Genomic DNA, 15,865 nt, shown 5'->3' with positions numbered 1-15,865 from the left:
GGCCGTTCCATTTGGTCAGCTATGTGGCGCAGGGGAGGCCAGCCACTCCGGCCTACGGAATGCGGATCATGCCCTCCTGGGCGACGGTAGCGACGAGTTCGCTGGCCCGGTTGAAGATCTTGCCGACCGCCAGGCCGCGGGCACCGGAGGCACTGGGGGAGGACTGCACGTAGAGCAGCCAGTCGTCGACCCGTACCGGGCGGTGCCACCACATGGCGTGGTCCAGGCTGGCGACGCTCATGCCCGGAGTAACCCAGCTGACGCCGTGCTGGCGCAGGATGGGTTCCAGGAGCGTGTAGTCGCTGCCGAAGGCCAGCGCGGCCCGGTGCAGGCCCTGGTCGTCGGGCAGCGGCCCTTTGGTCTTCATCCAGACGGCGTTGACCGCCTGGCGTTCGCCCTTGGCCTGGACGTAGAGCGCGTCCTGGACATGGCGGACGTCGAAAGGGCGGTGGTAGGCCATGTGCCGGGCCACCGGGTGGTCCACCTTGCCGAGCAGATCCGCGGTGCTCGGCAAGGTTTCCGGGTCCGGGATTCCGTCGGGGAAGCCTTCCTGGTGCTCGAGCCCCTCGGCCGGGGTCTGGAACGAGGCGATCATGGACAGGATCGGCACGCCGTTCTGATAGGCATGGGTGCGGCGGGCGGAGAAGGAACGGCCGTCGCGCAGCCGTTCGACGCCGAAGGTAATCGGCAGGTCCGCGTCGCCGGCGCGCAGGAAGTACCCGTGCATGGAGTGGATGGGCCGGTCCGGTTCCACGGTCCGCAGGGCCGCGATGACGGACTGGGCGAGCACCTGGCCGCCGAAGACCCGGCCGCGCGGCTGCTTTTCGGAAACGCCGACGAAAATCTCCTCGTCCGTATTGGCGCCGTCGGCATCGGAGAGGTCCAACAGCTCCAGCAACACCGCCGTCGGATCGACGTGTTCCTCGATGGCGGTCATGTAGTCTCCTTGCCGATTACCCGCGGGTACGAACACCTCCGACAGTAGTTGGCACCGCTCAACCGCTCAACTCCGCGGCGCCCCTCACGCGGGAGCACTCCAGTCAGTCAGCATGCAGGTTAGTTGCGGCTCCCGCGCTTTGAGAGGATGGCATCATGTCTTCCGTTCCGCACAATGCCCCGAGGTTCTCGATCCAGCTGAGGTTCAGCGACATTGATTCCTATGGACACGTGAACAATGTGACCTATCTGGGCTATCTGGAAACGGCCCGGGTGCTGCTGCACCAGCTGCGGCCGGAGCTGCCGGCCACCGCCGGCCACAGCCAGGGGGCGAGGCTGCGTGAACTGGGCGGCGCCGGAAACCAGACGCTGGTGGGACGGCAGGAAATCGAGTACCGCGTACCGCTGGACTACCGGACCGAACCGGTGAACGTCGGCGTGTGGGTGACGAGGCTCGGCACTTCGAGCTTCGACCTGGGCTACGCCGTCCTTGATGCCGACGCAGGGGAGACCGGCACCGTGCATGCGCTGGGCGCGTCGACCATGGTGCTGGTTTCTGCGGCAACGGGACGGCCGGTGCCGCTGCCGGACGCGTACCGCGCCGCCTTGCAGCTGTGGGTCGGGCCGCCGGTTCCGTTCCGCAACAGTGCACATGCTGCCGGCACGAACGAGGAGGCCGCACAGTGATGTCCACCGGAACGCCCGTCCTGCAGTTGGCCGATGTCCAGGTCGCGGCGGACTTGAAGACGTTCGTCAGCCGGTCCCGTGCCGCCGGCGACGGCGCCATCCACCTGCAGGCCTTCGGCAGTGTGCTGGCGGCCTACGTTTGCATGATGCGCCCGCGGATTCTGGGCGAGGCGACGCCGACGATCCTCGGGCTGCGGGTCATGCCGCTGTCGGCTCCGGCCGCCGTCGAGGAGACCGTCACGCTGGCCTCGGTCGGAGACCGGCTGGCCAGGATGGGGAACGAGGAAACCGGCCTGGCCCTTCCGCCCACGACCGTGACGGAATCCTGGACGGGTGTGCTGCCGCCGCGGTCCGGGTGGGAACACATCGGCAGCCTGCAGCCCGAGGTGTTGGAGGAGGCTGCCCGGGAGGGCATCCGGGAGATATCCGAGGCCCTGCCGGACAACCCCGGCCAGCTCATCGTCAACAACGCGCGCAGCACCGTCTGGAGCCGGCCGCTGCCGGCGGCCGGCGGGCTGCCGGAATCGGTGGAGCTCCCGGCCGGGGCGGCGTTTGCCGCCCTCACGCTGGGCTTCCTGGACGGGAACCCGGCAGCGGTGTACCGGAACGGCCGCTGGCTGCGGCTCAGCACCGGCCGCGGCCACGTGCTGGTGCGCAGCGGCGCCTCGCTGTGACGGAGCCGGCTGCGTCGCCGGAGCCGGTCAGGCGCTGTTGACCATGGAGTGGGCGGCGCGCTCGAAGTAGTCCCAGAGCGTCTGTTCGTGCAGCGGCGGCAGTTCCAGGGCATCAACGGCGCGGCGCATATGCTTGAGCCAACGGTCGCGGGCGTCGAAGTCCACCTTGAACGGCTGGTGCCGCATCCGCAGCCGCGGGTGGCCACGCTGTTCACTGTAGGTTCCGGGGCCGCCCCAGTACTGTTCCAGGAACATCCGCATCCGGACCTTGGCCGGGCCGAGGTCCTCCTCCGGGTACATCTGACGGAGCACGTCGTCCTCCGCGATCCCGTCGTAGAAGACGTCCACGAGTTTCACGAACGTCTCGTGCCCGCCGACGGCGTCGTAGAAGTTGTCCGTGTACGCGGGCTGCTTGAACGCGTTCGCGGCGGCCGGCGCCGGGGTCAGCGTGGCCAGCGGCTGGCCGAAACGGGACGGAAGGGCCGCGCCTCCGGCTGGCTGCCCCATACCGGGGCGCGCGGCGGGCTGTTCGGGGGTCTGGGGTATTTCGCTCATCGATGGTCTCTGTTCGCTGATGCTGTCGGGAACCATTGTCTCAGCCCGCGACGACCCGGGGTTCGTGGTGGACCGGGAAGTTCACGCTGCGCGCAATGAAGCAGACCTTGTTGGCATCCGTATGGAGTCGCTGGGCGAGGTCGGCCTGGCCCGGATCTGCGATGGCCACCCGGGGCCGCAGCGTTACGGACGTGAATTCGCCGCTGCCGTCACGGTTCAGGCGCAAGGTGCCCTCGGCGTCGTCGTCATAGGCCGTCACCACGATCCCGTTCTTCACCGCCACGTGCAGGTAGGAGAGCATGTGGCACTGGGACAGGGCCGTGAGCAGCAACTGTTCCGGGTTCCAGCGGTCCTTGTCGCCGTGGAAGGTGGGGTCGGCGGTCCCGGCGAGCTCCGGCAGCCCTGCCGCGCGCACCACGTGGTCCCGTCCGTAGCCGCGGTAGCTGGCGGTGCCCTCGCCGCGGTTGCCGGTCCAATGGAGGGAAACTGCGTACTGGTGCTCGGAAAGGTTCATGCCGCCATTAAACCCCGTCCTCCTGCGTCCCGCCTCTACCGGCCCCGTTCTCACGCGGGGCCCGCTTCTGTCAGGCCCGCACCCCTCAGCGGCAGGCGGTGATTTCGTAGAGCGCCGCCGTGCCGTGGGAGGCGATCAGGCGGAAGCCGCGGGAGAAGTCAATGCCGTGGAAACCCGGCCATTGGTGTTTTTCGCTGTGCTGGTAGCCGCGGGTCGGCTGGTCGTCGTACAGGTGGGTGGCACCGGTGCTTTGCAGCGCGTCGCAGACCCGCGGATCGGACATGATGTCGCGGAAATGGTGCCGCAGGTAGTCCTTGTCCGCGCTGCCGGCGCTGCTGACGTTCTGGAAATAGACGGTCCGGTGGCCGGTGAGGGAGTAGATGTAGGGCAGGCCGTTGAAGGGATCGCCGATGACGATGGCGTCGTCGGGCAGCAGCGGATCCAGGGAGCGGATGAACTCCTGCTCGTCGCCCATCAGCGCGCGCCCGTCGCGGTGTTCGGTGACACCGTAGCGGACCGAGGCCGCCTCAACCCGGACGTCGTGCCGGAATCCGCCGGAGGCGACGAAGACGGCGGCCAACACGGCAAACGCCAGCGCCGCGGCCACCGAACGGCGCGAGCCGGTCGGATTGAGGGTCCGGAAAAGCCCGGCCAGCAGGGTGCACAGCCGCTCCAACGCCAGGGCAGCGAAGACTACCCCCAAAGTGTGGACCAGCGGGGCGATCCGCGGCGGGTCCGTGTACCAGAAGCCGCTGAGCCAGCGGAAGGGGCGGTCTTCCGGGCCGGCCGCGAGGATGAACAGCACGATGGCGGCCGCCATGCCCGCAACTGCGGGTCGGGCGCGGTGGATGAAGCAGGCCAGCACGGTTCCGGCCGCCATGAGGAGCCCGACGACGACGGCGTAGCTCTCCGGAGTGGCGTCGGCGCTGTCCGGTTGGCGCGGCAGGTCGAAGAAGAGCCACGCGAGGGCGTCAGCCCAGCCCGCAGTGGACCCGCGTGGATAGGAGACGACGGAGGCCACGAGGTTTGAGGTGGCCAGGACGAACGCGCCGGCAGCCGCGGCGGCTGCCAGCAGGCCGACCGCCGTGTAGAAAAGCCCGCGGCGGCTTCGCCAGAGCCGGGCCAGGCGGAGTACGACGAAGCGCGCCAGGTAGATCCCGCCGAGCACCAGCAGGCTGCCGAAGGCGGAAGGATGGATCCAAGTCGCGCCCACGACGACCATCGCCAGTGCGCTGAGGTCCGCCGTCGTTCTTCCCTGCCCGCTGCGGGGCGGGGGACCATCGCCGGCGCCGGCCGCGGCCGGAGCGGCAGTACGGACGGCGGTTTCGGCGCCAGGGTCGGCCGTGCCCGGAGAAACGGGACGGACAGCGGTTGTGCTCCGGGCGCCAGCGGCAACGGCCTGCGCCTTCGCCTCCGCGGGCAGCCGGTACTGCAGTTCGATGCCGAGCGCAAGGATGGCCGGCAGCAGCGCGGCCGCGAGGCCGTTGGGCCACTGCCCGGCACGGAACATCTGGACAACCGGGAAGGCCAGCATGGAGGAAGCTATCACCGGCGCGAGGACCCACACGAGCGGCCGGGCGGGGAACAGCGCCCGGGCCAGCAGGGCCAGGGAGGCCGGCCACATCAGGCAGCCGATCACCACGCAGGCCAGGTTTCCCGCCGTCACCACGTCGCCCGGGACCAGCGACACCATCGCATGCCAGCCGGCGGGATAGAACGACGGCGGCGCCCCGCCGAAGATCGGCCAGATGCTCCAGGGGCTGGCCTGGCCGTTGTCCTTGATCCACTGCAGGACGTTGACGTGGTAGGTCGGATCCCAGGCCTGCGAGACGCGGTGGATGGAGCCCATGGCCCCCAGCATCACCGAGCCCAGGATCAGCGCCGCGAGGGCGAGCGAGACCGCCAGCAGCCAGGCGGTCGCCCGCGGCACGTCGAGCCGCGCCGCCGGCGGAGGAACGATGGCCCGCCCGAGGAGCCAGCACCCGCCGATGCCAAGCGCCGCCAGCAGGGCGGCCGAGAGCAGGTTCCAGCGCACCCCGGTCGCCAGGCACACCATGGTGCCGACCGCCGCCAGCGCCGTACCGGACGCCGGGGCCAACACGAGGGAACGGACGGCGGGCTGGCGCAGCGCCCGGAGGGCCAGGAAGCCGGGAAGGTAGAAGACAGCGAGCATGACAGCCAACTGCCCGGCAACTGCCATCAGGACTCCCTTGCGCCATCACCCGTTGTGGAATTGTAGATCCGCGGGAGTGCAGGCGCAGCACCTCGCGGGAATGCTCATGAACCGTAGGGGAGGCAGATGTCGCGGTGGTGAACGGGGGGAGAACGCCTCAACGGGGCTGCCCGCCGAAACGAGTGTTTCGGCGGGCAGCAGGTCGGTGTGGGACGACGCTCTTCGGGCTACCGGTCGGCGGCCTGGGCCTTGAGGGCGCGGACGATGCCGTCCTTGTTTTCCAGCACCAGGCGGCGCAGGGCGGGAGAGCGGTCTGCGAGGGACTCCAACCAGGCGTCCGTGGCGTCCACGGTGGCCCGAGTGGACAGCTGCGACGGGTACAGGCCGACGACGATCTGCTGCGAGAGTTCGTGCGTGCGGGTGGTCCAGATGTCTTCGATGGCGTCGAAGTACTTCGCGGCGTAGGGCTCCAGCAGCGTGGTGTCATGCACGCGGGTGAAGCCGGCGATGACCGACTGCTGGGTGGCGTTGGGCAGTTCGCCCTTGACGACGACGGATTCCCAGGCTGCCGCTTTTGCCTCGGCGGTGGGGATGGCGGCTTGCGCCAGTGCCGCGGCGCGCTGGCCGGTGGCGGTCTGGTCCCGCTCGAGTTCGGCGTCGATCTCGGCCTGGCCGAAGCGGCCGCCGGCCACCAGCGAGGTGAGCAGTTCCCACCGCAGGTCGGCGTCGACGGTCAGCCCCTCCAGCGTGCGCTCGCCGGAGAGCAGCGCGGCCACGGTGTCCAGCTGCCCGCCGGTCTGGGCGTGCACGGCGAAGGCCTTGGCGAACTGCAGCTGCGAATCGGAACCCGCGGCTGCCTCTCCGGCCAGTTCCCAGAGCCGGTCGGCGGCAGCGATGGTCAGCCGCTTGCGGTCGTCCGGGTTCACGTAGAAGGTCAGCGTGGTGGCCAGCTGGCGCAGCAGCACCAGCACGACCGAGGAGTCCGTCTCGTAGGCGATGTTGTTCAGCACCAGCTCCACGTATTCGCGCGCCGGGGTCTCGCCGTCGCGGGTGGCATCCCAGGCCGAGCCGAGCACCAGGGTGCGCGGCAGCGACGCGGTGAAGTCCTTCAGGTGGCTCTTGGAGGTGGCCAGGGACACCTCGTCCAGCCGGATCTTGGCGTAGGCCAGGTCGTCGTCGTTGAGCAACACCAGCGCGGGCCGGGCCAGCCCGGCCAGCTGCGGCACCTCGGTGCGCTCGCCGTCAACATCGAGTTCCTCGCGGTGCGTGCGCACCAGCTTGCCGGCGTCGTCCATGTTGTAAAAGCCGACGGCGAGCCGGTGCGGGCGGATGGTCGGGTAGCCTTCCGGCGCGGTCTGGAGGATAGCGAACGAGGTGATGGCGCCGCCGTCGTCGGTGGAAATCTCCGCACGCAGGGTGTTCACGCCGGCGGTCTCCAGCCACTTGGCGGACCAGTCCTTCAGGTCGCGGCCGCTGGAGGTTTCCAGTTCGCCCAGCAGGTCGGCCAGCTCGGTGTTGGCCCAGGCGTGCTTGCCGAAGTACTCGCGGACGCCGGCCATGAACTCCTCCTGGCCCACCCAGGCCACCAGCTGGCGCAGCACGGAGGCGCCCTTGGCGTAGGTGATGCCGTCGAAGTTGACCTGCACGTCCTCCAGGTCCTTGATCTCCGCGGTGATCGGGTGGGTGGAGGGCAGCTGGTCCTGCCGGTAGGCCCAGGACTTCTCCATCGACGCGAACGTGGTCCAGGCGCCCTTGTATTCGGTGGCCTCGGCGGCCGCCAGCGTGGACATGAATTCGGCGAAGGACTCGTTCAGCCACAGGTCGTTCCACCAGCGCATGGTCACCAGGTCGCCGAACCACATGTGCGCCAGTTCGTGCAGCACGGTGATGGCGCGGCGCTCCACCATGGCATTGGTGGGGCGGGAGCGGAACACGTAGTTTTCCAGGAAGGTGACCGCGCCGACGTTCTCCATGGCGCCGGCGTTGAACTCCGGCACAAACAGCTGGTCGTACTTGGCGAAGGGGTACGGGGTGCCGAACTGTTTTTCGTAGAACTCGAAGCCCTGCCGGGTGAGGGTGAAGATGTTCTCCGCGTCCATGTACTGCATCAGCGACTTGCGCGCGAACACGCCCAGCGGGATGGTGCGGCCGTCGGAGCTGGTCAGCTCGCTGCGCACGGACTGGTACGGGCCGGCGATCAGCGCGGTGATGTAGGAGGAGATCCGCGGGGTGGGCTCGAACGCCCAGGTGGCGGCCGCACCGCCGTCGTCCGTGGAACCAATGTTCCGGGGGGCCGGGGTGGGGGAGTTGGAGATGACGTCCCAGTGTGACGGCGCGGTGACGGTAAAGCGGAAGGCCGCTTTCAGGTCCGGCTGCTCGAAGACGGCGAACATGCGGCGTGAATCCGGGACCTCGAACTGGCTGTAGAGGTAGACCTCGTTGTCCACCGGGTCCACGAACCGGTGCAGGCCCTCGCCGGTGTTCATGTAGAGCGCGTCGGCGTCGATCTCCAGCACGTTGTGCTCCGCGAGGTCCGGCAGCTGGATGCGCACGCCGTCGGAGACCTCGGCCGGATCCAGCGCCTTGCCGTTGAGCGTGACCGAGCGGACGGTGTCCGTGACGGCGTCGATGAACGTGGAGCCGCCCGGCGTGGCGGTGAAGGTGACCACTGTGCGCGAGCCGAAGACCTTGTCGCCGCGGGTGAGGTCCAGCGTGACGTCGTACGACTCCACGCGGAGCAGTTCGGCGCGGGCGCGCGCTTCGTCACGGGTGAGATTCAAACCTGGCAAGTTCGCCTCCAGAAGTACTTAGGTGTCCCGGCTGGGCGGGACCGGACGGTGTGCGTGGCGGGACGCCGATATGAAACAACCCTTGCACAATGTGGCCATTGTCTCACCGCAGCGGGGTGGTGCGCAGCAGTTGCGGCAAGAAAGGCGAATAGTTGCGGGCGGAGGCGGCCGGCGCCACATGATCGTGAGCCGGGCGCGTGGCCCGCGCCCAGCGTCCGTGGCGCGGAGCCGGGGCCAAGCGCCGCGGGACGGCTCAGCCGCCGGCGAGGACCTTGGTCCAGGCGGAGACATAGCCGGGTTCGTCGAAGCGTTGGAGGGTTTCGCGGCTGGATTGGGCGAACCGGGAGCGCAGTTCCGGATCGCGCATCAGCGCCAGGAGGCCGTCGGCCAGCGCCTGCCGGTCGCCGAAGGGCACCAGGAAGCCGTTCTCGCCGTGCCGGATCACGTCGCGCGGGCCGTAGTTTGCGTCGTAGGCGGCGACCGGCACGCCGAAGGACATGCTCTCCAGCAGGATCAGCGGGAAGCCCTCGGACGCCGACGTCAGCACCGTGGCGCACGCGGTGGCGTAGATGTCCGCCGGGCTGTTGGTGAAAGTCGGGAAGCTGACCGCGGCGCCGACGCCCAGTTCGTCGATGAGCGCCTTGACCGCTCCTTCCTCCTCGTCGCCGTAACCGAAGCCGAAGACCTCCATCCGGGCCCGGGGGTTGGAGTCGTGCACCAGGGCGAACACCCGAATCGCCTCGTCCACCCGTTTCTTCGGGTGCAGCCGGGCCACCATCACCAGCCGGTTCGGATCGGTGGCGTGGCCCGGCTCCGGCTGCCCGGGCTGTCCCGCCGGCTCCGGCTGCCCTGGCGGCTCCGGTTGCTCTGGCGGCGCCAGTTGGCCGATGGTGTGAAGCCGGTCGGCGTGGCCGAATTCGGCGGCGATGTCTTCGCGCTGAGCATCGGTGTGCAGCACCACGCCGTCCCAGGCGTCCAGGTTGTCCAACAGCCGGCGCCAGTTGCGGCTGACACCGGATCCCGCCACGTACGGGGGCTCCAGGTGGTTGCTGTGCACGGCGGCGATGCGCCGCAGGTTCGGATGCCTGACGCTGCCGACCACATCGTCCAGGTTCCGGCCGGGCAGGTTATTCAGGTTCTCGCGGAATTCAGAGGTCAGTACCGGCGCGTCTTCACCGGCGAGCAGTTGTTCGAAGGCGTGCCGGTAGAGCTCGCCCGGGTCCGCAAAGGTGAGGGCATCGCCGTCGTCGCGGGCCACGCGGTCGAACAGGTAGCTGCGCCCCCATTTGGGCGAGCCGGGATGGTGCGTGATGGTCAGGAAGCAGCGGCCGTCGCGGCCGATCAGGCGCTGGGCGGTGGGCGTCTTGGACGACTCCTGGAAATGCTGGACCAGCACCAGGCGGCCCTGTTCGTCCATCTCCTCCCGGCGAAGCCGCGCGCGGTTGGGGGCAAGCTGTTCGACGGCGGCCACCGTGCCTTCGGGGTGGAACCGCACGTAGGAGTCCTGGATCCCGTCGCGGAAGTACCCGAAGGCCAGCCCGGAGTTGCCCACCGGCACGATGTCGTAGTCATCCTCGGGCGGAGGCTGCGCCGGTTGGCGGGTTTCCGTCCCGGGGCTCGGATCCAGCCCGTACAGGACGCTGCGGACCCCGACCTCCGGATGCAGATGGCCGTCCGCCTTGAGGCCGGCCACATCGCTGGCGAGCCGGTGCTGCAGGCCCAACACCTCGATCCAGATCTGTTCGGCCGCCCCGTTCCGGGCCAGCGTGTTGGCCCGGGTGCGCACTGCCTTGACCAGGCCGCCGCGCTTGAGCGCCAGGGTGTTGACGGGGAAGTGGACGGTGAGCGGCACGGTGGCATCCTGTCGTCAGGGATGCCGCCATTGTTGCGGCCAGCCGGGCGCTAGTAAAGGGGCGGACGACGGCGGGATCGCCGCCGAGTCAGCTAACGAGCGCGCCGCGCGCCGCGCCGGTCAGCCTTGCGCGCCGCGCCGCCGCCCAGCCCTGGGCGCCGCGCCGCCGGTCAGCCTTGCGCGCCGCGCCGCCCGTCAGTTCGTGCGCGCCGCGCCGCCGGTCAGTCCTGCCCGCGGCCGGTCAGCCTCTGTCGGCCCTGCCGCCGGTCAGCCTCTGTCGGCCGTGCCGCCGGTCAGCCTTGGGCGGCCGCCACGGCGAGGTCGTGTTGCTCCGCCGCGGTTTCCAGCAGCCGTTCGGCCAAGAGCAGGGCCGTGCCCGGGGAATCTTGCCGCAGGCGCGCATAACCCTCCGGCGTGAGTACCTCCACGATGACCTTCCCCTCGGCCTGGACGTGGGTCCGGGGCGGAGTTCCGCCGAGGCCCCCGAAGCTGGTTCCGGCGGAGAAATACCGGGCGGCGTGATTGTCCCCGGGATCGGTGGCGGCCGTGCGTGCCTGCCCCTCCATGACCAGGACCAGGCCCGCGCCTGGCTCGCCAACGATGGCCGCGCCGTCGTCGTACGTCCGCCGCTCCAGATAGGCCGCGAGCGTCTCGCGCTCGCCGGCGGGCAGGGAGCCGACCACGGGGTGATCCTGCAACTGCAGCCGCCCGCCGGCCGCCGGCTGTCCTCCGTACCGGTCGATGAGGCGGTTTTCGCACCACTGGGCGGCAGCGTCCAGGGACGGGAACGCCGTCGGCCGGTCGCCCGTGCCGGCCTCTTCCGCGGACAGCAACCGGGACGGGTCCACGAAGATCAGCAGGCAGGGATCCGACGTTTCCTGCAGCCGCAGGAACATGGTCTTGGTGCGGCTGCCGAGCTCGTCCAGCCGGCTGATGTCGATCACCAGGACCTCATGCGTCGCGGCCAAGTCGGCGGACATCCGGATGACTGTCTCCGCTTCGGGAAAGAGCATGTCGCCGTGGACCTCGAGGAACCGCACCGTGTGCCCGTGCTCGGCCAACACGGCCAGCTCCGGCGCCGGGCGAACCCGCGGCGACGGTTTCCCAGCCAGGTCGTAGTCGGCGCGGATCGTGGACCGGGCGCTGCGGGCGGCATGGATGAAGTGCAGTCCCAGCTCCGCCGAGAGTTGTCGGCACGCCTCGGTGCCGCGGACACTGTTGCCGTGCTGGTCGAGCCGCGGCGAAAAGACGGCGAGCCCCAGCTGGCCGGGCAGCACCGCCAGGATGCCGCCGCTGACCCCGCTCTTGGCCGGCAGCCCGATGCCCGCCACCCAGTCGCCGGCATCGTTGTACATGCCGCAGGTCGTCATCACGCTGAGCACGTGCTCGGCTATCCGGGGCGTCAGGACCTCCTCGCGCGTGATCGGGTTGACCCCGCGGTTGGCCAAGGTGGCCGCCATGATCCCCAGGTCACGGCAAGTGACGCTGAGTGCGTTCTGCCGGAAGTACAGGTCGAGGGCGGCCTCGGTGTCGTGTTCGATCACGCCCTGGCTCTTCAGCAGGTAGGCGATGGCCCGGTTGCGGTCACCCGTACGGAGCCCGGACTCATACACCTTCGGGTCCATCCTGATGTCGCGTCCGGCGTAGGCCGAATAGGTCGTCCGGAGCCGCTCGAAGGCTTCGTCACCGTAGCGGTCGACCACCAGGGCGGAGGCGGCGATGGCCCCGGCGTTGATCAACGCGTTGCGCGGCCGGCCGGTATCCGCCTCCAGGCTGATCTCGTTGTAGGCATCCCCGGACGGCTCCACGTCGATCTTCTCCCGCACGTCCTCGAAGCCGTGCTCGGCCAGCGCCAGGGCGTAGGTAAAGGGCTTGGAGATCGACTGGATGGAGAATTCGGACCCCGTATCGCCGGCCTCGTAGGTGCGTCCGTCCGCCATCGTCATGCTCAGCGCGAGCAGATCCGGATCCTCGATCCCCAGCTCTTCCGGACCGCCGGCCAGGGACCCTTCGGTGTTGCCGGCAAGACCGGCAAGGACGGACTCGAGGTAGTCACTGATCACTGGCTCCATAGGGGCACACTATCGACGGCGGGCGCGGCCCGATAGGGGGAGCGGCGCGCCGGGACGGCGGGATGGCTGGGGCGAAGACGCGTCGCCGGCCCTGCTCCAGTAGGCTGGAAGCCGCCATTCTTCCTCCCCGCACGCCACAGAAGGACCGTACATGCGCGTTCACATTGCCACCGACCACGCCGGCCTGGAACTGAGCCACCACCTGATCGACCACCTGGCCGGCCAGGGCCACGACGTCGTCGACCACGGCCCCGCCGCGTACGATCCCGAGGACGACTACCCCTCGTTCTGCATCCGCGCCGCGCTGGCCGTCGTCGAAGACCAGTCCGCCGGGGTGGAGGCGCTGGGCATCGTGCTCGGCGGCTCGGGCAACGGCGAGCAGATCGCGGCGAACAAGGTCAAGGGCATCCGGGCCGCGCTGGCCTGGAACCTGGACACCGCCAAGCTGGCCCGCGAGCACAACGACGCCAACGTCGTCGCCGTCGGCGGCCGCCAGCACAGCGTCGAGGAAGCCACCGCCATCATCGAGGCGTTCCTGGCCGAGCCGTTCTCCCACGCCGAGCGCCACGTCCGCCGGATCGGCAAGATCGCCTCCTACGAGACCACCGGCGACGTCCCCGCCTGATCAGGGAACCGGTCATGCCTGAAGGCCATTCAGTCCACCGCCTGGCCCGCCAGTTCCAGGACGTTTTCGCCGGCGAGCGGTTGGCCGTCTCCAGCCCGCAGGGCCGGTTTTCCGCCGGCGCCGCCCGGCTCGACGGGGCGAGGCTGCTGGCCGCCCGCGCGCACGGCAAGCAGCTCTTCCTGGAGTTCGACAACGGCCTCGTCCTGCGCGTCCACCTGGGCCTCTACGGGGCGTGGGACTTCGGCGGGGATGAGAGCTTCCGCGGCGCCTCCAGCATCGGGGCGCCGCGCCGGGTGGGGGAGCAGGAATCGTACGACGACGGTGCCCCGGTCACGTACGCCGGCCCGCCGGAGCCGGTGGGCCAGGTGCGCGTCCGGCTGGTGTCCGACCACGGCTGGGCCGACCTGCGCGGCCCCACCGCCTGCGAGGTGCTCACGCCCGGGGAGGCGTCCGCCGTCGTCGGCAGGCTGGGGCCGGACCCGCTGCAGGATGCGGCGGACCGGGGTGCCGAGTTCGTCCGCCGGCTGACCTCTAAGCGCACCGCGGTGGGACAGCTGCTGATGGACCAGAACGTGGTGGCCGGGGTCGGCAACGTCTACCGGGCGGAGACCCTGTTCCGCCGCGGCCTGAACCCGTGGCTGCCCGGCAAACAGGTTTCGCCGGCGGAGGCGGGGCTGCTGTGGGCGGACATCGTGGAGGTCATGAGCGACGGGGTCCGCGACGGCAAGATCATCACCACCCGCCCCGAACACCGCGATGCCGACGCCGGCCGGTCGCTGCCGGTCTGGCCGGACAACGCGCACTACGTGTACAAGCGGCAGGGGATGCCGTGCCGCTTGTGCGGCACACCGGTCGCCGTGACTGAGATGGCCGCCCGCAACCTGTACTGGTGCCCGGCCTGCCAGCGGGCCTGAGGGGTTCGGGCCGCAGGGTTGCTGCAGGCCTGGTTCGTCGTGCCGCAGCCTGCCTGCCTGCGACGCCGGCGCGTCCACGCGGCCCACCCGAATCTTCGGCGAGGGCAGGGTTTATCTGCGAGGGCAGGGTCTATAGCCCCTGCTCTCGACGCTTAACCCTGCCATGGAGGAGACGGGGTAGGGGCGATGGTTTCCGCGGCACCGGCGTCCGCCCGATTTGTCGAACGGGCCCGCCCTCGTGCTAAAGTTTCATCGTCCTCGGGGATGTAGCTCAATGGTAGAGCCTCAGTCTTCCAAACTGATTACGCGGGTTCGATTCCCGTCATCCCCTCGCGTCAGGGAGGCGGCCCAGCACGGGCCGCCTTTTCTGTTCGCAGCCGATGCAGTCATGCGACGTGTGCCGGCGGCGTCCGGTTGCACGGGGATTGTGCAGCAGGCCGCGAATGCCCGTAGACTTGCGTGTGCACTACGGGGCGTAGCGTAGTGGCTAGCGCGCCTGCTTTGGGAGCAGGAGATCGCAGGTTCGAGTCCTGTCGCCCCGACTCTGTATTCTTGGTGCAGATTTAACCCCAATAGCTATCAGGAGTTCTAACGCTGTGAAGAGCGCTGTCGAAAACCTCACCCCTACCCGGGTCAAGCTCAATGTTGAGGTCCCCTTTGAGGAACTCAAGCCCAGCATCGACGCGGCGTACAAGACCATCGCGAGCCAGATCCAGGTTCCCGGCTTCCGCAAGGGCAAGGTTCCGGCGAAGCTGATCGACCAGCGCGTGGGCCGCGGCTACGTGATCGAGACGGCTATTAACGAGGGGCTGAACGGCTTCTACCAGGGCGCCATCGAAGAGACCGGCATCCGCCCGCTGAGCCGCCCCGAGGTTGAAATCACCGAGGTTCCCGACCCGGCCGCCACCGAGGGCCAGCTCGCCTTCCACGTTGAGGTTGACATCCGCCCCGAAATCGAGCTGCCTGAGTACTCCGGCCTCGAAGTCACCGTCGAAGCCACCGAGGCTTCCGAGGAAGACATCCAGAAGGCCCTGGACGACCTGCGCGGACGCTTCGGCACCCTGAAGACCGTTGACCGTCCGGCCGTTGCCGACGACTTCATCACCATGGACCTGTCCGCCACGGTGGACGGCGAAGAGGTCGACTCCGCCGCGGACCTGTCCTACCAGGTCGGCGCGGGCACCATGCTTGAGGGCCTGGACGAGGCCGTGACCGCGCTGAGCGCCGGCGAGGACGCCACGTTCGAGACCAAGCTTGCCGGCGGCGAGCACGCCGGCAAGGACGCCACGGTCACCGTGAAGGTCAAGGCCGTCAAGGAGCGCGAGCTTCCCGAGGCCGACGACGACTTCGCCCAGCTGGCCAGCGAGTTCGACACCATCGCCGAGCTGAAGGAAGACCTGGCCAAGCAGGCCGCCGACGCCAAGGTCATGGAGCAGGGCGTCGAGGCCCGCGACAAGGTGCTGGACAAGCTGATGGAACTGGTCGAGGTTCCGGTTCCGGACTCCGTCGTCGAAGAGCAGATGGAACAGCACTTCCGCCCGGAGAACAGCCACGGTGAAGACCACGACACCGAGGAGCACCGCGCCGAGGTCCGCGAGAACACCGAGAAGGCCTTCCGCAACGAAATCGTGCTGGACGCCGTGGCCGACAAGGAAGAGCTGGGCGTCAGCCAGGCCGAACTGATCGACTACATCGTTTCCTCCGCCGGACAGTACGGCATGGACCCGAACCAGTTCGCGCAGCTGCTGGACCAGTCCGGCCAGGTCGGCATGATGGTGGGCGAGGTCCGCCGCCGCAAGGCCCTGGCCAAGGTGCTGGAGCTGGCCAAGGTCACCGACACCAACGGTGCCGAGGTGGACCTGAGCGACTTTGTCCGCCCCGCCGGCGAAGAAGAGCCCAACGTCGAAGACATGATCCAGGCCGCCGAGGCCGAAGCCGCCAACGCGGAATCCGCCGAGGAAGCCCCGGCCGCCGACGAGGCAGCCGAGGAAGCCCCGGCCGCCGACGCCGAGAAGAAGTAGGCAGCAGCAGGTACTGCTGCCGCACGGACTGACCGCCGGATCCCCTTTACGGG

General features: G+C 69.3%; 12 protein-coding genes and 2 tRNA genes. 7 read left to right on the top strand and 7 right to left on the bottom strand.

Translation table 11 applies throughout. From position 1 onward, the window contains the following. Positions 1–52: 52 nt before the first annotated feature. A complete protein-coding gene (locus tag AC5RVS_RS12810; protein ID WP_494108422.1) occupies positions 53–937 on the bottom strand; it encodes an acyl-CoA thioesterase in 885 nt (294 codons plus the stop codon). Between the two features lie 155 nt (positions 938–1,092). Between AC5RVS_RS12810 and AC5RVS_RS12805 the strand changes: the two genes are divergently transcribed. Together AC5RVS_RS12805 and AC5RVS_RS12800 are read left to right on the top strand one after the other, a co-directional pair. After that, positions 1,093–1,623, top strand: a complete 531-nt coding sequence (locus AC5RVS_RS12805) for an acyl-CoA thioesterase (RefSeq protein WP_494108421.1) — start codon at positions 1,093–1,095, stop codon at positions 1,621–1,623. After that, on the top strand, positions 1,623–2,297 hold the full coding sequence (locus AC5RVS_RS12800) for a DUF8185 domain-containing protein (RefSeq protein ID WP_494108420.1): 675 nt from the start codon (positions 1,623–1,625) through the stop codon (positions 2,295–2,297). The genes AC5RVS_RS12805 and AC5RVS_RS12800 overlap by 1 nt, the downstream gene beginning before the upstream one ends. A gap of 27 nt (positions 2,298–2,324) precedes the next feature. Here AC5RVS_RS12800 and AC5RVS_RS12795 read toward each other — a convergent pair whose 3' ends face one another. The 6 genes from AC5RVS_RS12795 to glsA form a co-directional block, all read right to left on the bottom strand. Beyond that, positions 2,325–2,852 (bottom strand): globin, encoded by a 528-nt coding sequence (locus AC5RVS_RS12795; protein ID WP_493987028.1) that lies wholly within the window; start codon positions 2,850–2,852, stop codon positions 2,325–2,327. A 40-nt stretch (positions 2,853–2,892) separates the two neighbouring features. Then, positions 2,893–3,366, bottom strand: a complete 474-nt coding sequence (locus AC5RVS_RS12790) for an OsmC family protein (RefSeq protein WP_493987029.1) — start codon at positions 3,364–3,366, stop codon at positions 2,893–2,895. An 85-nt stretch (positions 3,367–3,451) separates the two neighbouring features. Beyond that, positions 3,452–5,566, bottom strand: a complete 2,115-nt coding sequence (locus tag AC5RVS_RS12785) for a DUF6541 family protein (protein WP_494108419.1) — start codon at positions 5,564–5,566, stop codon at positions 3,452–3,454. A 200-nt stretch (positions 5,567–5,766) separates the two neighbouring features. Beyond that, on the bottom strand, positions 5,767–8,319 hold the full coding sequence (pepN, locus tag AC5RVS_RS12780; RefSeq protein ID WP_494108682.1) for an aminopeptidase N: 2,553 nt from the start codon (positions 8,317–8,319) through the stop codon (positions 5,767–5,769). Between the two features lie 262 nt (positions 8,320–8,581). Continuing rightward, positions 8,582–10,180: a glycosyltransferase gene (locus tag AC5RVS_RS12775; protein WP_494108418.1), complete on the bottom strand. Its 1,599-nt coding sequence runs from the start codon at positions 10,178–10,180 to the stop codon at positions 8,582–8,584. A 293-nt stretch (positions 10,181–10,473) separates the two neighbouring features. Further along, positions 10,474–12,252 (bottom strand): glutaminase A, encoded by a 1,779-nt coding sequence (glsA, locus tag AC5RVS_RS12770; protein WP_494108417.1) that lies wholly within the window; start codon positions 12,250–12,252, stop codon positions 10,474–10,476. Between the two features lie 151 nt (positions 12,253–12,403). Here glsA and AC5RVS_RS12765 point away from each other — a divergent pair, with 151 nt between their 5' ends. The 5 genes from AC5RVS_RS12765 (at position 12,404) to tig (ending at position 15,812) form a co-directional block, all read left to right on the top strand. Next, positions 12,404–12,877 (top strand): ribose-5-phosphate isomerase, encoded by a 474-nt coding sequence (locus AC5RVS_RS12765; protein ID WP_494108416.1) that lies wholly within the window; start codon positions 12,404–12,406, stop codon positions 12,875–12,877. Between the two features lie 14 nt (positions 12,878–12,891). Then, positions 12,892–13,791 (top strand): Fpg/Nei family DNA glycosylase, encoded by a 900-nt coding sequence (locus AC5RVS_RS12760; protein ID WP_494108415.1) that lies wholly within the window; start codon positions 12,892–12,894, stop codon positions 13,789–13,791. A gap of 260 nt (positions 13,792–14,051) precedes the next feature. Next, positions 14,052–14,122 (top strand) — tRNA-Gly (locus tag AC5RVS_RS12755). A gap of 138 nt (positions 14,123–14,260) precedes the next feature. Then, positions 14,261–14,333: transfer RNA gene (locus AC5RVS_RS12750), tRNA-Pro, on the top strand. A gap of 54 nt (positions 14,334–14,387) precedes the next feature. After that, a complete protein-coding gene (tig, locus tag AC5RVS_RS12745) occupies positions 14,388–15,812 on the top strand; it encodes a trigger factor (RefSeq protein WP_493987035.1) in 1,425 nt (474 codons plus the stop codon). The last annotated feature ends 53 nt before the right edge of the window (positions 15,813–15,865 follow it).

It is taken from the genome of Arthrobacter sp. Y3221048 (assembly GCF_059092685.1).
This window is presented reverse-complemented; position numbering and strand designations above follow the sequence as displayed.